Annotated in this window: 18 protein-coding genes; 9 read left to right on the forward strand and 9 right to left on the reverse strand. The window is 55.4% G+C overall.

The annotated features are described in order from the left end of the window. The first annotated feature begins 11 nt into the window (after positions 1 to 11). From NB069_RS07410 to rmf, 5 genes are all read left to right on the forward strand, one after another. Positions 12 to 1,919, forward strand: coding sequence for an ABC transporter ATP-binding protein (locus tag NB069_RS07410; RefSeq protein WP_250588764.1), 1,908 nt, complete (start codon positions 12 to 14; stop codon positions 1,917 to 1,919). An 18-nt stretch (positions 1,920 to 1,937) separates the two neighbouring features. Next, the gene (pqiA, locus tag NB069_RS07415; protein ID WP_250588765.1) at positions 1,938 to 3,191 is read left to right on the forward strand and encodes a membrane integrity-associated transporter subunit PqiA; all 1,254 of its coding nucleotides are present in this window, start codon (positions 1,938 to 1,940) and stop codon (positions 3,189 to 3,191) included. Positions 3,192 to 3,195: 4 nt separating this feature from the next. Then, a complete protein-coding gene (gene pqiB, locus NB069_RS07420) occupies positions 3,196 to 4,833 on the forward strand; it encodes an intermembrane transport protein PqiB (protein ID WP_250588766.1) in 1,638 nt (545 codons plus the stop codon). Next, positions 4,833 to 5,396: a membrane integrity-associated transporter subunit PqiC gene (pqiC, locus tag NB069_RS07425; RefSeq protein ID WP_250588767.1), complete on the forward strand. Its 564-nt coding sequence runs from the start codon at positions 4,833 to 4,835 to the stop codon at positions 5,394 to 5,396. Before pqiB ends, pqiC begins: the two co-directional genes overlap by 1 nt. Before the next feature lie 254 nt (positions 5,397 to 5,650). Continuing rightward, entirely contained in the window at positions 5,651 to 5,818 is a 168-nt protein-coding gene (gene rmf, locus NB069_RS07430) for a ribosome modulation factor (RefSeq protein ID WP_032617397.1), read from the forward strand. Positions 5,819 to 5,890: 72 nt separating this feature from the next. Here the strand turns inward: rmf and fabA are convergent, their stop codons facing one another. Both fabA and NB069_RS07440 read right to left on the reverse strand, forming a co-directional pair. Beyond that, a complete protein-coding gene (gene fabA / locus NB069_RS07435; protein WP_039029445.1) occupies positions 5,891 to 6,409 on the reverse strand; it encodes a bifunctional 3-hydroxydecanoyl-ACP dehydratase/trans-2-decenoyl-ACP isomerase in 519 nt (172 codons plus the stop codon). Between the two features lie 68 nt (positions 6,410 to 6,477). Further along, on the reverse strand, positions 6,478 to 8,238 hold the full coding sequence (locus NB069_RS07440; protein WP_250588768.1) for an AAA family ATPase: 1,761 nt from the start codon (positions 8,236 to 8,238) through the stop codon (positions 6,478 to 6,480). A 186-nt stretch (positions 8,239 to 8,424) separates the two neighbouring features. Here NB069_RS07440 and matP point away from each other — a divergent pair, with 186 nt between their 5' ends. Further along, positions 8,425 to 8,880 (forward strand): macrodomain Ter protein MatP, encoded by a 456-nt coding sequence (gene matP / locus NB069_RS07445; protein ID WP_250588769.1) that lies wholly within the window; start codon positions 8,425 to 8,427, stop codon positions 8,878 to 8,880. Positions 8,881 to 8,946: 66 nt separating this feature from the next. Here the strand turns inward: matP and ompA are convergent, their stop codons facing one another. Both ompA and sulA read right to left on the reverse strand, forming a co-directional pair. Then, positions 8,947 to 9,999: a porin OmpA gene (gene ompA / locus NB069_RS07450; RefSeq protein WP_250588770.1), complete on the reverse strand. Its 1,053-nt coding sequence runs from the start codon at positions 9,997 to 9,999 to the stop codon at positions 8,947 to 8,949. Between the two features lie 355 nt (positions 10,000 to 10,354). Continuing rightward, positions 10,355 to 10,864, reverse strand: a complete 510-nt coding sequence (gene sulA / locus NB069_RS07455) for an SOS-induced cell division inhibitor SulA (RefSeq protein WP_250588771.1) — start codon at positions 10,862 to 10,864, stop codon at positions 10,355 to 10,357. 217 nt (positions 10,865 to 11,081) lie between these two features. On the opposite strand from sulA, the gene NB069_RS07460 reads away from it, so the two are divergent. Next, the gene (locus NB069_RS07460; RefSeq protein WP_250588772.1) at positions 11,082 to 11,708 is read left to right on the forward strand and encodes a TfoX/Sxy family DNA transformation protein; all 627 of its coding nucleotides are present in this window, start codon (positions 11,082 to 11,084) and stop codon (positions 11,706 to 11,708) included. On the opposite strand, the gene yccS is transcribed toward NB069_RS07460, so the two are convergent. Both yccS and NB069_RS07470 read right to left on the reverse strand, forming a co-directional pair. Further along, positions 11,693 to 13,828, reverse strand: coding sequence for a YccS family putative transporter (gene yccS, locus NB069_RS07465; protein ID WP_250588773.1), 2,136 nt, complete (start codon positions 13,826 to 13,828; stop codon positions 11,693 to 11,695). The two genes, NB069_RS07460 and yccS, sit on opposite strands and share 16 nt — an antisense overlap. An 18-nt stretch (positions 13,829 to 13,846) precedes the next feature. Further along, entirely contained in the window at positions 13,847 to 14,293 is a 447-nt protein-coding gene (locus NB069_RS07470; protein WP_250588774.1) for a YccF domain-containing protein, read from the reverse strand. 123 nt (positions 14,294 to 14,416) lie between these two features. On the opposite strand from NB069_RS07470, the gene helD reads away from it, so the two are divergent. Beyond that, complete coding sequence (helD, locus tag NB069_RS07475; protein ID WP_250588775.1) at positions 14,417 to 16,471, forward strand: DNA helicase IV; 2,055 nt, start codon at positions 14,417 to 14,419, stop codon at positions 16,469 to 16,471. Positions 16,472 to 16,549: 78 nt separating this feature from the next. Here the strand turns inward: helD and mgsA are convergent, their stop codons facing one another. Next, positions 16,550 to 17,008, reverse strand: a complete 459-nt coding sequence (gene mgsA, locus NB069_RS07480) for a methylglyoxal synthase (protein WP_250588776.1) — start codon at positions 17,006 to 17,008, stop codon at positions 16,550 to 16,552. Positions 17,009 to 17,087: 79 nt separating this feature from the next. Beyond that, positions 17,088 to 17,747 (reverse strand): curli synthesis inhibitor, encoded by a 660-nt coding sequence (gene csgI / locus NB069_RS07485; RefSeq protein WP_250588777.1) that lies wholly within the window; start codon positions 17,745 to 17,747, stop codon positions 17,088 to 17,090. A 170-nt stretch (positions 17,748 to 17,917) separates the two neighbouring features. On the opposite strand from csgI, the gene NB069_RS07490 reads away from it, so the two are divergent. After that, positions 17,918 to 18,331, forward strand: coding sequence for a CoA-binding protein (locus tag NB069_RS07490; RefSeq protein ID WP_250588778.1), 414 nt, complete (start codon positions 17,918 to 17,920; stop codon positions 18,329 to 18,331). Positions 18,332 to 18,368: 37 nt separating this feature from the next. Here NB069_RS07490 and hspQ read toward each other — a convergent pair whose 3' ends face one another. Then, positions 18,369 to 18,686 carry a heat shock protein HspQ gene (gene hspQ / locus NB069_RS07495; RefSeq protein WP_250588779.1) on the reverse strand — a complete coding sequence of 106 codons (318 nt, stop codon included), beginning with the start codon at positions 18,684 to 18,686 and terminating at the stop codon, positions 18,369 to 18,371. Positions 18,687 to 18,692: the final 6 nt, after the last annotated feature.

Consider the following 18,692-nt stretch of genomic DNA (forward strand, 5'->3'; position numbering starts at 1 on the left):
AGGAAAAGTAAATGTCATTAATTAGTATGCATGGGGCGTGGCTGTCGTTCAGCGACGCGCCGCTTCTCGATAATGCCGAGCTGCATATCGAAGATAACGAACGTGTCTGTCTGGTCGGCCGTAACGGCGCCGGTAAATCGACGCTGATGAAGATCCTGAACCGCGAGCAGGGGCTGGATGACGGACGCATTATCTACGAACAGGATCTGATTGTGGCGCGTCTGCAACAGGATCCGCCGCGTAACGTCCAGGGCAGCGTCTACGATTTTGTTGCCGAAGGGATTGAAGAGCAGGCGGAGTACCTGAAGAGCTATCACGAGATCTCGCATCTGGTAATGACCGACCCGAGCACCAAAAACCTCAATGAGATGGCGCGCCTGCAGGAGCTGCTGGATCATCATGGCCTGTGGCAGCTGGAAAACCGCATCAATGAAGTGCTGGCCCAGTTAGGTCTGGAAGCGGACATGCCGCTGGCTTCATTGTCTGGCGGCTGGCTGCGTAAAGCCGCGCTGGGCCGGGCGCTGGTCAGCGGGCCGAAAGTGCTGCTGCTCGATGAGCCGACGAACCACCTGGATATCGAAACCATCGACTGGCTGGAAGGCTTCCTGAAAACCTTCAACGGCACCATCATCTTTATCTCCCACGACCGTTCGTTCATTCGCAACATGGCGACCCGCATTGTCGATCTCGATCGCGGCAAGCTGGTGACCTATCCCGGCGACTACGACACCTATCTGCTGGAGAAAGAGGAAAATCTGCGCGTTGAGGAGCTGCAAAACGCAGAGTTCGACCGCAAACTCGCCCAGGAGGAGGTGTGGATCCGCCAGGGCATTAAAGCGCGTCGTACCCGTAACGAAGGTCGCGTTCGCGCCCTGAAAGCGATGCGCCGCGAGCGTAGCGAACGCCGCGAGGTGATGGGCAGCGCGAAGATGCAGGTCGAGGAGGCGAGCCGTTCAGGCAAAATCGTCTTTGAGATGGAAAACGTCAACTACCAGGTCAATGGCAAAGTGCTGGTGAAGGACTTCTCCGCCCAGGTGCAGCGCGGGGACAAAATCGCCCTGATCGGACCGAACGGCTGCGGTAAAACCACGCTGCTGAAGCTGATGCTGGATCAGCTTAAGGCCGACAGCGGTCGTATACATTGCGGTACCAAGCTGGAAGTGGCCTACTTCGACCAGCACCGTGCGGAACTGGACCCGGATAAAACGGTGATGGACAACCTCGCCGAAGGTAAGCAGGAAGTGATGGTGAACGGCAAGCCGCGCCATGTACTGGGCTATCTGCAGGACTTCCTGTTCCATCCTAAACGCGCGATGACCCCGGTGCGCGCACTCTCCGGTGGGGAGCGTAACCGCCTGTTACTGGCGCGTTTATTCCTGAAACCCAGCAATCTTCTTATTCTTGATGAACCCACCAACGATCTTGATGTTGAAACGCTGGAACTTCTTGAAGAACTGATTGATAGTTATCAGGGTACCGTAATGCTGGTCAGCCACGATCGTCAGTTCGTGGATAACACCGTTACCGAATGCTGGATCTTTGAAGGTCAGGGCCGGATTGGTCAGTATGTGGGCGGCTACCATGATGCCCGCGGACAGCAGGCGCAATCGCTGGCGACAAAACAGTCAAAAGCAAAGGTTGAAGCGGAAGTTCCTGTTACAAAAGCAGAAAACATCAAACGCGGCAGCAATAAATTAAGCTATAACCTTCAGCGCGAACTGGAGGGCTTGCCGCAGCGTCTTGAAGAGCTCGAAGCCAGTCTGGAAAGTTTGCAGGCTCAGGTGGCCGACGCGTCATTCTTCAGCCAGCCGCATGACTATACTCAAAAAGTCCTGGCCGATATGGCCCAGGCTGAGCAGGCGCTGGAAGAAGCATTTGAACGCTGGGAATATCTTGAGGCTCTGAAAAACGGCGCATAAGTTAACCCTGGAGCCAGTATGTGTGAACATCACCATGCCGATCGGCATATTTTATGCTCACAGTGCGATATGCTCGTGGCGCTTCCGGTGCTCGAGCATGGACACAAAGCGGCATGCCCGCGCTGCGGGACAACGCTGACAACAGAGTGGGACGCGCCCCGGCAGCGTCCCACCGCGTATGCTTTTGCTGCGCTGTTCATGCTTTTACTCTCCAATCTCTTCCCCTTCATTTATATGAAGGTGGGGGGCATCACCAGCCAGGTCCATTTACTGGAAATACCTGGCGTCATGTTCTCAGAAAATTACGTCAGTCTGGGCACGTTCTTTATGCTTTTCGTCCAGATTGTGCCGGCGTTTTGTCTGGTGGTGATCCTGCTGCTTGTGAACCGCGTAATGATGCCCCTGGCGCTGAAAATCAGGCTGGCGCGGATCCTCTTTCAGTTAAAAAGCTGGGGCATGGCGGAGATCTTCCTCGCCGGTATCCTGGTGAGCTTTGTGAAGCTAATGGCCTACGGGGATGTGGGCATTGGCCTTAGCTTTATTCCCTGGTGCCTGTATTGCATCCTTCAGCTTCGTGCGTTTCAGTGTGTGGATCGCCGCTGGGCATGGGACGACATCGCCCCTGCACCCGCGCTGCCCCAGACGCTGAAAGCGGGCGTGCCGGGCATTAATCAAAATTTGCGCCTGTGTCCCTGCTGCACGGCTATTCTGCCCGCCGATCGGGAAATCTGCCCGCGTTGCGAAACCAAAGGTCACGTGCGGCGTAAAAACAGCCTGCAGTGGACAATGGCGCTGCTTATTACGTCAATCATTCTTTATCTTCCGGCCAACATACTGCCCATCATGATCACCGATCTGCTGGGGGACAAGATGCCCTCGACCATCATGGCCGGGGTGGTGTTGCTGTGGGGGGAAGGCTCCTACCCGGTGGCGCTGGTGATTTTCATCGCCAGTATTATGGTGCCGACGCTCAAAATGATTGCCATTGCCTGGCTCTGCTGGGATGCCAAAGGGCACGGCAAGCGTGACAGCGAGCGCATGCATCTGATTTACGAGGTGGTGGAGTTTGTCGGACGCTGGTCAATGATTGACGTGTTTGTGATTGCCGTACTCTCTGCGCTGGTGCGTATGGGAGGTTTAATGAGCATCTATCCCGCCATCGGAGCGGTGATGTTTGCATTGGTCGTTATTATGACCATGTTTGCGGCCATGACCTTCGATCCGCGTTTGTCGTGGGATCGTGAGTCAGAGTCGAGCCATGAGGATGAGTAAAAGCATGGAAAATAAGAGTGGAGAGGCGAAAGTGCAGAAGGTCAGAAACTGGTCGCCGGTGTGGATCTTCCCCATCGTGACCGCGCTGATTGGTGCATGGATCCTGTTTTATCATTACAGCCATCAGGGCCCGGAAGTCACGCTGATCACCACCAACGCCGAGGGCATTGAGGGCGGTAAAACGACCATCAAGAGCCGCAGCGTGGACGTGGGTGTGGTAGAGAGCGCGACCCTGACCGACGACCTGACGCACGTGGAAATTAAAGCCCGTCTCAACGCTGGCATGGAGAAGCTGCTCCATGGCGATTCGGTATTTTGGGTGGTTAAACCCCAGGTAGGCCGTGAAGGCATCAGTGGTCTGGGTACCCTGTTATCCGGGGCTTATATCGAACTGCAGCCGGGGAATAAGGGCTCGCAGCCGGCGCAGTACCAGCTGCTGGACTCTCCACCGCTGGCACCGCCGGATGCGAAGGGTATCCGGGTCATCCTCGACAGTAAAAAAGCGGGTCAGCTTAGCCCGGGCGACCCGGTGCTGTTCCGTGGCTACCGCGTCGGCTCGGTTGAAACCAGCACCTTTGACGCGCAAAAACGCACCATCAGCTATCAGCTGTTTATCAATGCGCCAAACGATCGCCTGGTTACCGGCAATGTGCGTTTCTGGAAAGACAGCGGCATTGCCGTCGACTTAACCTCGGCCGGTATGCGCGTCGAGATGGGCTCTCTTTCCACGCTGTTCGGCGGTGGGGTGAGCTTTGACGTGCCGGAAGGCATGGATCAGGGGCAGCCGGTGGCGCAGCATACGGCGTTCAGACTCTACAACGACCAGAAAAGCATTCAGGATTCACTCTATACCGACCATATCGACTACCTGATGTTCTTCAAGGATTCGGTTCGCGGCCTGCAGCCGGGCGCGCCGGTTGAATTCCGTGGCATCCGTCTCGGAACCGTTGGCAAAGTCCCGTTCTTTGCGCCGGGCATGCGTCAGGTGCTGGATGACGATTACCGTATTCCGGTGCTGATCCGTATTGAGCCAGAGCGACTGATAAATCAGGTGGGCGATACGCCGGATATCGCTGAGCATATCGACGGGTTGATGAAGCGTGGCCTGCGCGGCTCGCTCAAAACCGGTAACCTGGTGACCGGGGCGCTGTACGTGGATATGGACTTCTTCCCGAAAGAGCCACCGGTGAAAGAGATCCGCGAATTTGGCGGGTATAAAATTATCCCGACCGTCAGCGGGGGCCTGGCGCAGATCCAACAGCGCCTGATGGAAACTCTGGATAAGATCAACAACCTGCCGCTTACACCTATGGTTCAACAGGCGACGAACACGCTTCATGAGAGCCAGGCGACGATGCGCCGTCTGCAGACCACGCTGGATAACCTGAACAAGCTGACCGCCAGTCAGTCGGTGCAGCAGCTGCCGCAGGACATGCAGAAAACCCTGCGTGAGCTGAACCGCAGCATGCAGGGCTTCCAGCCGGGATCCGCAGCCTATAACAAGATGGTGGCGGATATGCAGCGCCTCGATCAGGTTCTGCGTGAACTCCAGCCGGTACTGAAAACGCTGAATACGAAGAGCAATGCACTGGTATTCGAAGCTAAAGACAAAAAGGACCCTGAGCCGAAGGGGGCTAAATAATGAAAAAATGGCTAATTATCACCGCCGTGGCGCTACTCTCTGCCTGTAGCTCGACCGAGAACAAGAGCTACTATCAGCTGCCGGTGGCAGCGCAGGGGGGCGGGCAGAGTACCGCCAGCCAGGGTAACCGCCTGCTGTGGGTAGAGCAGGTGGCCGTGCCTGACTACCTGGCCGGCAATGGCGTGGTCTATCAAACCAGCGATGTGCAGTATGTCATCGCCAACAACAACCTGTGGGCCAGTCCGCTGGATCAGCAGCTGCGCAACACCCTGGTCGCCAATCTGGGTAGCCAGTTACCGGGATGGGTGGTAGCGTCGCAGCCGCTGGGCAGCGACCAGGATACGCTCAACGTCAACGTGACCAATTTCCACGGCCGTTATGATGGCAGAGTTATCATCAGCGGGGAGTGGCTGCTGAATCATCAGGGGCAGCTGATCAAACGCCCTTTCCACCTGGAACTGGTACAGCAGAAAGATGGATATGATGAGATGGTGAAAGTTCTGGCACAGGGCTGGGCGCAGGAGTCCGCCAGTATTGCCAGGGAGATTTCCCGTCAGCCATAAGTAAAATTCATCGCAACGGGCCGCATTTAGCTTCCGCTAATTGCGGCTTTTTTTTCGTTTGAAGGTCAGGCGGTTACTTGTGCCGTATCACAAATTTTGTACAAATGAACTTTTGTGTAGCTCACATTTATGACACTGGCGTGAATTTTGCGCATTGACGCTAAGCGGGATTCGCGGTATTCGTTAGTCGTGATTGCATGTTTTGTAATCACTGTTTTCTTTTCCACCAGATCAAATAATGAGGGAAACGAGGCATGAAGAGACAGAAACGAGATCGCCTTGAAAGGGCTCATCAACGTGGTTATCAGGCTGGCATCGCCGGACGTTCAAAAGAAATGTGTCCCTATCAGACCATCAATCAAAGGTCGCAATGGTTAGGGGGCTGGCGAGAAGCCATCGGAGACAGGGCAGTACTTGCTTGATAGCGTCTCTTTAAAAAAGAAACCTCCGCAGTGCGGAGGTTTCGCCTTTTTATGCTTTGCTAAAAGCAAAAATCAGAATGCGGAAGTATCCTGGAACAGACCCACTTTCAGGTCAGTTGCGGAGTAGATGAGACGACCGTCAACCAGCACTTCGCCATCCGCCAGGCCCATGATCAGGCGACGGTTAACAATACGTTTGAAGTGAATGCGGTAGGTGACTTTCTTCGCGGTCGGCAGAACCTGACCGGTAAATTTCACTTCGCCCACGCCCAGCGCGCGGCCTTTGCCTTCGCCACCGAGCCAGCCGAGGTAGAAACCAACCAGCTGCCACATCGCGTCCAGACCCAGACATCCTGGCATCACGGGATCGCCAATAAAGTGGCAACCAAAGAACCACAGGTCCGGATTGATATCGAGCTCTGCTTCTACGTAACCCTTATCGAAGTTGCCGCCGGTTTCCGTCATCTTCACGACACGGTCCATCATCAGCATGTTCGGGGCCGGTAACTGTGGGCCTTTAGCGCCAAACAGTTCACCGCGACCAGAGGCAAGAAGATCTTCTTTTGTATAGGATTCGCGTTTATCTACCATGTTCTCAGTATGCCTTATTTTAGTGAAGGACGCAGGATAGCTAACACGTGTACGCTGAACAAGTCCGATCAGTTAGGGGTGAACCAGTTCAACCAGCGTAACGGCCAGGGATAACGATGGCGTGCTTCCTGTTGCGTGGCCTGCGCAATGCGTTCCTGGATAGTCTGCATCAGCGATGTCTGCCCTTCCGCATCCCACACCAGGTTTGTCAGTAAGGGTAGCGCATCCGCAATATCTTCGATGGCCCAGAGGCTGAATTGTTCCTCTTCTACCGCTTTCAGCAGCGCCTGACTCAGACTAAGGTGACGCACGTTCGCCAGTGGAATGATCACGCCCTGTTTTCCGCTCAGCCCACGCTGCTGGCAAATGTTAAAGAAGCCTTCGATCTTCTCATTCAGGCCGCCGACAGGCTGCGCGCGGCCAAACTGGTCTACAGAGCCGGTAATAGCAATACTCTGATTCACCGGTACATCAGCCAGCGCGCTGATGAGCGCGCACAGTTCCGCCATCGAGGCACTGTCGCCATCCACTTCGCTGTAAGACTGTTCAAAGGTCAGCGAGGCGGTGAAGGGGATCTGCTGCTCGAGCTGCAGCTCCGACATTAAGAAAGCCTGCATGATCATCATGCCCTTGGCGTGAATGTTTCCGCCCAGCTCCGCTTTACGTTCGACATCGATAAATTCACCGTCACCGATATGCACCACGCAGCTGATACGCGATGGCTCGCCAAAGGCACGCGGATGGCCAGGGAATTCAATCACCGAAAGGGCGTTAATCTGTCCGACACATTCGCCTTCGGTTTCGACCAGGATCTGCTCAAGCAGGATCTCATCCTGCATACGATCCGCGAGATAGCCTTCGCGCCACTCACGCTGCAGCAGCATCTGAGAGAGCTGCTCGCCGGTCACCGTATCGTCTTCTGTCATGGCTGCGGCTTCGCGCAGCTGCTTGCCAAGCCAGAGAGGGCAAAGCGGCAGTGTTTCCTGATCGCCGGTATAGCGGACCGCTTCGCGAATCAGTACAGGCCATGCATCAGCAGCAGGTGTTGGCAACTGAGCGCGTTGACAGACGGTGTAAACCCATTGCAGCCATTGCTGCATATCTTCGGCATCCGCAATCTGGGTGCTGTCTTCAAACTCGCTGTAGACCACCTGGCCGGCCAGCTCGGGTTCCATTTCCTGGAAATCGGCCAGGGCTTCGCGATCGCCCGTCAGGATGACTTTCAGGGAGAGTGGCATGGAGGGTACGGCGACCGGAAGCGGGCGCGACTCATCCCAGCCAACCCAGTCAAAGCGCTGCTGGCTAACGATATTTTTCAGGCGCATCCACAGCAAAGGCTGTGCCAGCAGCGTACGCAGGGAGACAATCAGCACGCCGCCGTTGGCCTGATGGACCAGACCCGGATGCAGGGTCAACTCCCCATTAAACTGGCGCAGGCAGCCAAAAAGCTGCTCTGCTTCAGTCCAGCCCGCCGGGATGACGTTGCCGGTGACCGCAAAACGGCCATCGGGTACGGTGGCGGATGCAAAGGTAACGGTGCGCCCGTTGATGCTGTATTCACCCCCAAAGACCGTTCCGGCTTCTGGTTGCAGCTGCCGTACGGCGTCCGTCAGAAGACTCAGATACTCCGCTTCGTCTGGCGCTTTCAACAACATGAATGGCGAGGTAGTCCATGGGCTTAGCACCTGCTCCAGCGCGTAATGCAAACGGGGCTGGGTGTCGCTGAGGATGTATTCGTGTTCTTTCGCGAGATCTGGCTGTGCAAAGAGTTCCTGATAGCTGTTTGTATCCGGAACAAGGTCACGCCATGCAAGTTTCGTAATGGTCAAAGTTGATGTTTTTTAGTCAGATGTAAAAGGATGGAGTATACCGTAAGGCGCAGGCTCTGCACATGAGGGAATGGGTGTTTCCGGGCATGAATGCGTTACCGCGCGTCACAGGATATGATTTCTTTTCAGCAGATTGCCAAAAAACTGATATTCTGAACAGAGTTACACGGTCACACTGAGATCGCAATGAAATACCAACAACTGGAAAATCTCGAAAGCGGCTGGAAATGGAAGTATCTGGTCAAAAAACACCGTGAAGGGGAGTTGATCACGTGCTACCTCGAAGCCAGTGCTGCAAAAGAAGCTGTAGATTTATTGCTGACCCTCGAAAATGAACCCATCCTGGTCAACGGCTGGATAGATAAACACATCAATCCGTCGCTGCTGAACCGCATGAAGCAGACCATTCGCGCGCGGCGAAAGCGGCATTTTAACGCCGAGCACCAGCATACCCGGAAGAAGTCCATCGATCTGGAGTTTATGGTCTGGCAACGTCTGGCTGGTCTTGCCCAGCGCCGCGGCAAAACGTTGTCAGAAACTATCGTGCAGCTGATAGAAGATGCCGAGCATAAAGAGAAGTACGCCAGTCAGATGTCGACCCTGAAAACCGATCTCCAGGCGCTGCTGGCCGGGAAGAAGTAGCGTTCTGTCTTTTTTCAGGCAATAAAAAACCCCGCAACATGGCGGGGTTTTTTGTCAGACGATAACTTATGCCGCTGGCTGAGTTACAACGTCTTTGATGCCTTTAACTTCGATCTCTACGCGACGATCTGGAGCCAGGCAGTCGATCAGTGCAGCGCGAGCTTTCACGTTGTCACAGGTAGAACCGGTAACTGGGTTAGATTCGCCCATACCACGTGGGGAGATCTTGTTAGCCGGGATACCTTTAGAGATCAGGTAATCAACAACGGACTGAGCACGTTTCTCAGACAGACCCTGGTTGTAAGCGTCAGAACCGATACGGTCGGTGAAGCCCAGAACCACTACGGAACCGTCTTTCGGATCCAGGTTGCTCAGCTGGGTGTACAGCTGATCCAGTGCCTGCTGGCCTTCTGGTTTCAGGGTTGCTTTGTTGAAGTTGAACAGAACGTCAGACTTCAGAGTGAAGTGCTTGGTCTGTACTTCTGGAGCCGGTGCTGGAGCTGGAGCAACTACTGGAGCTGGCTCTGCCTGACCGAAGCGGTAGGAAACACCTACGCTCAGCATGCCGTTGTCTGGACGAACACCAACGGTGTTGCCGTCGCCGATGTTGTTAACCCACTGGTATTCCAGACGAGTAGCGATGTCACGGGTCATAGCCCACTCAACACCACCTGCGAATACTGGGGATACGCCAGTGTCGTGGTCGTCGCCAGCGATGCTGTTGCTGGAGTCTGCACGCCATACCATGCCGCCCAGACGGGTGTAGATGTCTACAGCGTCATTTACTGGGTAGCCCAGTTTAGCAGTCAGCTGTACGCCTTGAGCTTTGAATGCGCCGTTAACGTTGTCGCCTTTGTAAGGCATACGGCCCAGCCAGTCGTAACCCATTTCGAAACCAACGTACGGGTTAACCTGATAACCACCGAACGCACCTGCGCCCAGCTGGCTTTCGTGAGTTGGACCGTCGTTGTTCAGGGTGTCGTTATACCAGCCGGTGTCGTGGAACTGAGACCAGCCCAGTTTACCACCTGCGTACCAGGTATTATCTTTTGGAGCGGCCTGCGCTACGGTAGCGAAACCTGCCAGTGCCACTGCAATCGCGATAGCTGTCTTTTTCATTTTTTGCGCCTCGTTATCATCCAAAAATCGCCATGAGAATCTCAATGAGAGTCACGGTTAAATCCTTCACCGGGGGGCGGGGACAAAGATTAAAACTTACCGATATCTTCGGTTTAGGCCGAGCACCCCTGGCGATGTAAAGTCTACAACGTACCTGAAAACTTACAAGTGTGAACTCCGTCAGGCATATGAAAAAAAAAGTTTTGTATACACAATATTTAACATTTATTGCGCAATTTGAGGCGTGCTAAAATGAAGAAAGCCGCGGCACACAAGACTTGTCGCGGCTTTTACAAGTGGAACCAACGGCGTACAGAACCGGCAAAAAAAATTCCAGGAAAACTCTTATTTTGACTTAATGATACAAATTTGAGTGAATTTTTAGCCCAGAAAGGTGTCCGTTGCCCAGAGCGTTCATGCGAATGGGACGCATAATGAAGCCGAGTGCATTCCCTTCTTCGGCAGCTTCAGCCAGACGGTGTTGTTCAGATTCCGTCAACTCGTGCGTAAACCAGCCAATCACTACGCTGTAATTTCCGGTACGCAGCGCCCTCGCCATTGAATCTACAGTATGGCAGGGATCCATCTGACTAATCTGCATCACTTTCGTCAGCGGCAAGCCTGCGGATTGCACCCATTCCCGACTTAATTTCTGCTGTGGCGTGAGCCACAACTGCCAGCGAGACTGCTGACCAAGCTGTTGTAACAGTGGCAGCAATAACAGCTGTGTCATCATGGGCTGGTCTTCACGGTAGAGCACTTCACTAATCAGCCCGGTGGACATATGCGCAGCGGAACTCATCGCGCTTTTGCCGGCGGAAGAAGAGAAAGTTGTTGAACGGTTTGCATAGCCTGAAGAGTACATAATCAATCCAGCCCTGTAGTTACTGTATGGATATACAGTAACCCCTGTGCGACTAAAGATCAACCTCATTTTCTGAAAGCGCCTCGCAAATTTGGTTGGTAATTCAGGCGTATTGAAAAATCATCTTGCCGTTAAATCATAAGTTACCTATTTTTTGGCTAACGGATCCGTTAACAAACAACGTCACCATTACCGCATGATTTAAAAGGGAAATATCATGAAAAAGCTATCCTACGAACGGATCTATCAATCAGCAAAATATCTTTCACCCCTCGGGGAAGTTCACTATCGCGCCCTGTTCGGCGGATACACCCTGGCGGTTGATGACACGGTGTTTGCCATGGTGTCGGAGGGGGAGCTGTATCTGCGCGCCTGCGAAGAGAGTGCGCCTTACTGTGTAAAGCATGCCTCTTCTTTCCTGTCGCTGGTCAAGCGGGGGCGGCCCGTGTTGTTGAATTACTATCGCGTCGATGAGGGGCTCTGGCAGGATCGCGAGAAACTGCTGCAACTCTCTTCGTTTGCGCTGGAAGCTGCGCGGCGGGAACGCTGTGAACGCTACAAGCGCGAGAGGCTAAAGGATTTACCTAATCTCACCTTTCAGCTCGAAATCCTGCTGTTTGAGGCGGGTATCACCACCGAGGAGGCATTACGCACGCTGGGGGCTGAGCAGTGCTGGCTGAAGATCAGGGCGCTGAACAAGCACCTTAGTTACAAGGTGCTGTTTGCACTGGAGGGGGCAATCACCGGGCTACACGTCGCGGCGCTCCCGGAGATCAGGCGCCGGGAGCTGGTGGAGTGGTACAAAAAGCTATCGGTGGAGAACAGCACTCACTCAGGAAGCTGATTAACGTGCTGCTGTAATCGACAAATTTCTGGCAGCAACGCGATAAGCAGACCAATTTGCTGCAGAACCAGAGGCGCTTTGCTCTCGGCTCCCGGCTCAATATGCGAAATGCGTTGCGCCAGTTCGGTTAATGCCTGCTGAACGCGAGGCTCATCCGCCGGACGTTGATGAAGCGCATCATCAACGTAACACACCGCATCGTCGAGCAATCCGAGGATTGCGGGGCTGGTGAGCCGCTCGCGGTGTGCACCCAGTGCCGCGATATAGCTGGTAAAAGTATGATTCAGGCACAGCAGACGGAACGCGACTTCACGGGTTTCCGCGGTTGCCCCCGGCTCCGTAGACATATTCGACACCACAGACGCCAGCTCCGCGTCGCGGTTATAGGCATCACGTCGGGCAATACGGTACGCCAGGCGGTTATCGCGCCCCTGATGATACTGCTCCAGGATGGCGTCAAGATAACGGCAGTTGGCGTTCATGGCCTGATCCAGCACACGGGGCAGGTTACGGAACCGCCAGTCCGGCCAGATGAAGCTCACCGCCGCCCAGGCGATAGCGCAGCCAATCAGGGTATCAATGATGCGCGGCAGGGCCACTTCAAAGCCTTCCCCGAGCAGATTGAAACAGAGCAGCACCAGCAGGGTAATAAACATCGTGGCGTGCGCATACTGAACGTTGCGAAAGGCAAAGAACAGCACGCCGGTGATCACAATCAGAATCAGCTGCCCTTCCAGCGAGGGGACGAAGTAAAGGATGGGTAACCCGATGGCGACCCCAACCAGAGTGCCAAGAATACGCAGCGCCAGACGGTGGCGAGTGGCGTTGTAGTTGGGCTGACAAACAAACAAGCTGGTAAGTAAGATCCAGTAGCCATGGTTAAGGCCGGTTATCTGAATAAAGGCGTAGCCAATACAGAGCACCACCGACATCCTCACCGCATGGCGAAACAGCGCCGATTCCGGTGAAAAGTTGCGGCTTAAACGCAGCCACATATCGCTGAAACCATGCAGGCTGTCGTCCGCAAGCTGGTTTTCCACATCATTGCCCGGCGTTGCCAGCGCCTGTTCGGATTCGATGGTGGCAAGCTGGGCATCAATAGCGCGTAAATTGCTTAATAAAAACCCCAGCGCTTTCATCTGATCGGCGGAGGTACCGCTGGCCTGAACGCGATCGAGGGCCGCATCAAGATGGGTAAATGCCCGTTCAAATCGCGGATCGTGCTGATAGGGGGTGCGCAGCAGGATCGATCGCGAGAGCTGCTGGCAGGCCTGCGACTGCATGGATAACAGGCGCTGGAAGCGGAACATCACGTCGCTGTAGCGAAACTTCTCGCGAAGAGCGGCGTACTGAATATGCGATGAGCTGGCGCGCTCATGGATATCCTGCGCCACAAAGTAATAGTGCAGGGTCCGACGGGTGCCGCGTTGACCGCGATCGCCGCGTAAACGGGTAAGCAACGAGGCCTTCGTCTGGTTTAATGTTGCTACCAGTTGCCCGTTCGCCAGCGCCAGTTCGTACAGCGGCGCCTGGCCATCATCTTCGATATCCGGGTCGAACAGCCGGGACTTTAACTCCAGATAGTGGGCCAGTTGCTCATAGCTGCGGGCCAGATTGTCCTGCAGCGGGCGAATAGGAAAAATAAGATGTCCGGCCAGCGTCAGCAGGTTATACCAGACCGCGCCCAGTAACAGCAGCACCGGCTGTTGATACCACTGATCGTACAGCGATACCCCCAGCATGGTGTAGATGGCAATTAGCAGCGCGCCAAAAGCGATGGTGGCGTAGCGCTGGCCCAGCCCGCCGAGCAGGATAAACACGCTGGTGGAGAGCGTCAGTCCAGCCGCAAAAAGCCATGGCCATGGGAAGAGGAGCTCCACCGACGCCGAGGCGATAAAAAAGCAGATCAGGGTGATGACCAGATTGCGCAGCCGACCGGTGAGACGATCGTCCAGGTCGGCCAGCGCTCCGGCAACCACCCCCAGCGTCAGCGGGATGGTCAGCTTCACGTCGCCCAACCACCAGGGCAGGGCGGTACTGCCACACAGGGCTATAAAAATCCTGGCATTGTAGAGCCAGGCGCTGTTAAGGGTGTAGCGGCGAAGCAGTGGACTTAGCATGTGCGCGCGAGGTCCTTGTTACGGAAAACGACGGCGGGCGTTAGCTTCCCGCGCGGCGCGGGCCACTTCCACCGGGACAACCCGGCGTCCGACAGGCCACAGAGCGATGGCGGCAATTTTAAAATTGGCGATCCCGACGGGGATGCCGATAAGGGTCAGGCACTGGGCGATCCCCGCCGCAATGTGCATCAGACACAGCCACCAGCCGAAAAAGATCAGCCACAGAATATTGAGCAGCGTGCCGCCGGTGTTCATCAGCGTGCTTTTACTGCCTGGCTCCAGTTCGTCGACGTGAACCGCTTCGTTGCCGTAGGGCACCAGCGAGAGTTTGGTGATTTCCCAGCAGGAGCGCGTCAGTGGAAGGGTGAAGATCAGGACCACGCTGATCAGTGTTGCCAGCAGCCAGGAGAGGGTTGTGGCAAAACCACCCAGCACAAAATTCAAAATATTCAGAACGGTACGCATAAAACCTCAATTCTTTCCGTAATGTTGAAGCCCTGGTGATTGTAACGTTTTTTTGCGCTGGAGCACCTGAAAACTGGCAGTTAAACTGTTATGCAATTATTCACGTCGTGGATCAGGCTGGACATGGAACTGAAAGCAACATCGTTAGGCAAACGCCTGGCACAACATCCGTACGACAAAGTCGTTCTGCTTAACGCCGGGGTTAAAGTCTCAGGCGAACGTCACGAATACCTTATTCCCTTCAACCAGTTGCTGGCGATTCACTGTAAGCGCGGCCTGGTCTGGGGCGAGCTGGAGTTTGTTCTGCCCGACGATAAAGTGGTGCGGCTGCACGGCACCGAGTGGGCAGAAACCCAGCGTTTTCATCGCCATCTGAACACGCTCTGGCAGCAATGGAGTGCTGAAATGAGTGAGGTTGCGGCGCAGGTGCTGCAAAACGCGCTGAATGAGATTGCCGCCACCAATGAGCAAAACAGCTGGCTGACGCGGGAAAAAACGCAGGGCCTTCAGCAAAAAATCCGCCAGGCGTTACAGGCCTTGCCCTTGTCCGTCTCGCGGCTCGACGAATTTGATAACTGCCGTGAAGCCTGGCGTCAGTGTCAGGCCTGGCTACAGGATATTGACCAGAGCAGGCTGGCGCACAATCAGGCATGGACTGACACCATGCTCAGCCAGTATGCCGATTTTTTTGCCGGAATTGAGTCATCCCCACTGAACCCGGCCCAGGCCCGGGCGGTGGTCAACGGCGAACAGTCGCTGCTGGTACTGGCGGGGGCCGGTAGCGGTAAAACCTCCGTGCTGGTGGCGCGGGCGGGCTGGCTGCTGACCCGCAATGAGGCCGCGGCCGATCAAATCTTGCTCCTGGCATTTGGGCGTAAGGCGGCGCAGGAGATGGATGAGCGAATCGAGACGCGACTGCACACCCGGGATATTACCGCCAGGACCTTCCACTCCCTGGCCCTGCATATTATCCAGCAGGGGAGCAAAAAAGTGCCGGTGGTGAGCGAGCTCGAAAACGACACCCTGGCGCGGCAGAAGATTTTCATTGAAGCCTGGCAGCAGCAGTGCAGCGAGAAAAAAGCCCAGGCCAAAGGCTGGCGGCAGTGGCTCGAAGAGGAGCTTAACTGGAGCGTGCCGGAGGGGAGTTTCTGGCAAAACGAGAAACTGACGCGCCGACTGGCGCCCCGGCTCGACCGCTGGGTAAGCCTGATGCGCATGCACGGCGGCGCTCAGGCCGAGATGATTGCCGGTGCGCCGGAAGAGGTGCGGGCGCTGTTCTCAAAGCGGGTGAAGTTAATGGCACCGCTGCTTAAGGCGTGGAAAGCCGCCCTCAAGGCGGAGAACGCCGTCGATTTTTCCGGGTTGATCCATCAGGCGATCGTGATCCTCGAGAAAGGTCGCTTTATCAGCCCGTGGAAACACATTCTGGTGGATGAGTTCCAGGATATCTCCCCCCAGCGCGCGGCGTTACTGGCGGCGCTGCGGGCGCAAAACAAATATACCGCTCTGTTTGCCGTAGGTGACGACTGGCAGGCGATCTACCGCTTCAGCGGGGCGCAGCTGTCGCTGACGACGGCCTTCCACCATTACTTTGGTGAAGGGGATCGCTGCGATCTGGACACCACCTACCGTTTCAATAACCGGATCGGCGAGAGCGCCAACCGGTTTATCCAGCAGAACCCGCATCAGCTGGCAAAACCGCTCAACAGCCTGTCGGCAGGGGACAAGAAAGCCGTCACGCTGCTGGCGGACGACCAGCTCGATGCCCTGCTGGATAAGCTGAGCGGTTACGTCCGGGCGGATGAACGCATTCTGGTGCTGGCGCGTTATCACCACCTCAAGCCCGCCAGCCTGGAGAAAGCCGCGACCCGCTGGCCGAAACTGCAGCTGGATTTTATGACCATCCACGCCAGTAAAGGCCAGCAGGCGGACTATGTCATCGTGGTGGGGTTGCAGGAAGGGAGCGATGGTTTCCCGGCGCCTGCGCGGGAATCGGTGATGGAACAGGCCCTGTTGCCTGTGGTGGAAGATTTTCCCGATGCCGAGGAGCGGCGTTTACTCTATGTGGCGATCACCCGCGCCCGCCACCGCGTCTGGTTGCTGTTCAACAAAGAGCAGCCGTCACGTTTTGTCGATATCCTCAAAGAGACAGGTGTGCCGGTAGCGCGCAAACCCTAGCGATGTTGTATCCGGCGGGCGCGGTTTCGGGTTTTGAAGGCCGGGCATGGCGAAGCCGCCACCCGGCGATACTCACCTTTACTTCAGGCGTTCAGCCAGATAGCGCTGATAATCCGGGATCAGGATCTCGACCGGGGAGTTGAACTGCGGGGATGCGATAATAAAGTCCGCCGTCGACAGGTTAGTCGCGACCGGAATATTCCACACCGTTGCCAGACGCAGCAGGGCTTTTACGTCCGGATCGTGCGGGACCGCATTCAGCGGATCCCAGAAGAAGATCAGCACATCAATCTTACCTTCCGAAATCTGCGCGCCCACCTGCTGATCGCCGCCCATCGGGCCGCTCAGCATGGCATTCACGTCAAGCCCGGTCTCGCGATGGATCAGGTTGCCGGTTGTGCCGGTGGCCGACAGCTGATGTTTTTCCAGCAGGGATTTATGACGCTGAACCCAGTTGAGCAGCATCTGTTTACAGTGATCGTGCGCCACCAGCGCGATATGTTTGCGTTCCGGCAGGGTGCGGGTTGTGAGTTCCATAATCTCTATCCGTTAGTTAACTGGTTACAGATTACTGGAAGCACCTGACGCTGCAAGAGAAAGGGATAAAAATTGCGGCTCAGGACGAGGGTTGCTGCTTCGCCCATTGCAGAAAACGGTTTCGGGTTTCGGGATCGGCCTGGGCAAACCAGTATTTGAGGCGCTGCTCCGTCATGCTCTGGGATTGCGGCGGCATATCCAGTTCAGACACGCCGGATAGCAGCGTACTGTCATCCGCCATAGTGGTGGAGAACTGCGGTAGCGAGGCGCTCTGTCCGGCTTTGTTATAGCGCTCGGTATCATATTCGTAATTCACGCCGTTCGGCGTATCGGTGATCGCCAGAATATCAAGCCTCACCGGAATAGGGGTCGCATCGCCATCCAGTAATTCGATTTGCGGTGATTTATCAAAAAGCTGTGACTCTTTTTCTGTTTCCAGCCGTGGAAGGCTAAAATTAACCTGACTGATCCGTTGGGTGTTAAAGCTGGCGACCAGGGGAGGGGAGATATAGACCCGTTCCTCGTGATTGCCAAGACGAATGGTTTTTTCTACCCGAAAGACGATTTGATGCGGGCCGTTGTCCAGTTCGATACTGTCCGCACCGCGCAGCAGGGAGCTGGAGACTTTTTTACCATCGAGCACCAGCAGGTCGATGTCTGTAGAGAGCCGCAGCGTTGTGGCAAAAACGCAAACCGGCATGAGCAGCGCAAACAGACTCCAGGCAATGCCGGTTTTCATAGAAGGCCCTCTTAAAAGACATGCGTCATGAAGAATGTATCAAAATTTTTCGACAATCATATTTACTAACATATAGACATATTATGGCAATTTGCCCTCATACAGACGTATGGGATGGCAGTTGCTGACACGGCCTTGATGCCCGGATTGAACGAGCCAGGAGAACACGAATGAAAGAGAACGATATCGCCGACATCCTTACCACCACCCGCACCATTGCCCTGGTCGGCGCAAGCGACAAGCCCGATCGCCCGAGCTACAGGGTGATGAAGTACCTGCTCGATCAGGGCTACCATGTGATCCCGGTTTCGCCAAAAGTGGCAGGTAAAACATTGCTGGGCCAGCAGGGATACGGCACCCTGGCGGAAGTGCCAGAAAAAATCGATATGGTGGACGTGTTCCGCAATTCCGAAGCGGCCTGGGGCGTGGCTCAGGAGGCGATTGCGGTCGGGGCGAAAACCCTGTGGTTACAGCTTGGGGTGATCAATGAACAGGCGGCGGTGCTGGCGCGCGATGCGGGCATGAATGTGGTGATGGATCGTTGTCCGGCAATTGAGATCCCCCGTCTGGGAATGGCCAGGTAATAAAAAACCCGGTCAGCCATGGGCTACCGGGTTTTCATTAGTTCCGCAGGCGCGGGGCCTGCAGCTGTTTGCGGATCGTTTGCGCCAGTTCATCCATCGATGGCTGTTCAGGATGTTCATCCTGCTGTTCGCTACTTAACTGGGCTTCGGCAAGATAGGTATGCACAGCCTGTCCATCGTCGTCTTCCATAACCACGTGGTACCAGGGCGCGGCGCGGAGTTCTGCGTTCACCGCCAGCTCATCCGCTGACGGTTCGTCGAGGGAATATTCCGGGTCGATATCCACGACCACGCCCAGATAACCTAACAGGGAGTGGCGGACCTGCTGGCCGATACCGAATTTGCTGGCAATCATAGTCAC

This window comes from Leclercia adecarboxylata (assembly GCF_023639785.1).
GTDB classification, from domain to species: domain Bacteria; phylum Pseudomonadota; class Gammaproteobacteria; order Enterobacterales; family Enterobacteriaceae; genus Enterobacter; species Enterobacter adecarboxylatus_D.

What these genes read in the sequence shown, in the direction of transcription:
- NB069_RS07460 (WP_250588772.1), top strand. Translation starts at nt 11,082, where the DNA reads ATGAAAAAGCTATCCTACGAACGGATCTATCAATCAGCAAAATATCTT.
- NB069_RS07490 (WP_250588778.1), top strand. Translation starts at nt 17,918, where the DNA reads ATGAAAGAGAACGATATCGCCGACATCCTTACCACCACCCGCACCATT.
- yccS (WP_250588773.1), bottom strand. Translation starts at nt 13,828, where the DNA reads ATGCTAAGTCCACTGCTTCGCCGCTACACCCTTAACAGCGCCTGGCTC.
- ompA (WP_250588770.1), bottom strand. Translation starts at nt 9,999, where the DNA reads ATGAAAAAGACAGCTATCGCGATTGCAGTGGCACTGGCAGGTTTCGCT.
- pqiC (WP_250588767.1), top strand. Translation starts at nt 4,833, where the DNA reads ATGAAAAAATGGCTAATTATCACCGCCGTGGCGCTACTCTCTGCCTGT.
- rmf (WP_032617397.1), top strand. Translation starts at nt 5,651, where the DNA reads ATGAAGAGACAGAAACGAGATCGCCTTGAAAGGGCTCATCAACGTGGT.
- fabA (WP_039029445.1), bottom strand. Translation starts at nt 6,409, where the DNA reads ATGGTAGATAAACGCGAATCCTATACAAAAGAAGATCTTCTTGCCTCT.
- csgI (WP_250588777.1), bottom strand. Translation starts at nt 17,747, where the DNA reads ATGAAAACCGGCATTGCCTGGAGTCTGTTTGCGCTGCTCATGCCGGTT.
- matP (WP_250588769.1), top strand. Translation starts at nt 8,425, where the DNA reads ATGAAATACCAACAACTGGAAAATCTCGAAAGCGGCTGGAAATGGAAG.
- hspQ (WP_250588779.1), bottom strand. Translation starts at nt 18,686, where the DNA reads ATGATTGCCAGCAAATTCGGTATCGGCCAGCAGGTCCGCCACTCCCTG.
- pqiA (WP_250588765.1), top strand. Translation starts at nt 1,938, where the DNA reads ATGTGTGAACATCACCATGCCGATCGGCATATTTTATGCTCACAGTGC.
- pqiB (WP_250588766.1), top strand. Translation starts at nt 3,196, where the DNA reads ATGGAAAATAAGAGTGGAGAGGCGAAAGTGCAGAAGGTCAGAAACTGG.
- helD (WP_250588775.1), top strand. Translation starts at nt 14,417, where the DNA reads ATGGAACTGAAAGCAACATCGTTAGGCAAACGCCTGGCACAACATCCG.
- NB069_RS07410 (WP_250588764.1), top strand. Translation starts at nt 12, where the DNA reads ATGTCATTAATTAGTATGCATGGGGCGTGGCTGTCGTTCAGCGACGCG.
- NB069_RS07470 (WP_250588774.1), bottom strand. Translation starts at nt 14,293, where the DNA reads ATGCGTACCGTTCTGAATATTTTGAATTTTGTGCTGGGTGGTTTTGCC.
- mgsA (WP_250588776.1), bottom strand. Translation starts at nt 17,008, where the DNA reads ATGGAACTCACAACCCGCACCCTGCCGGAACGCAAACATATCGCGCTG.
- sulA (WP_250588771.1), bottom strand. Translation starts at nt 10,864, where the DNA reads ATGTACTCTTCAGGCTATGCAAACCGTTCAACAACTTTCTCTTCTTCC.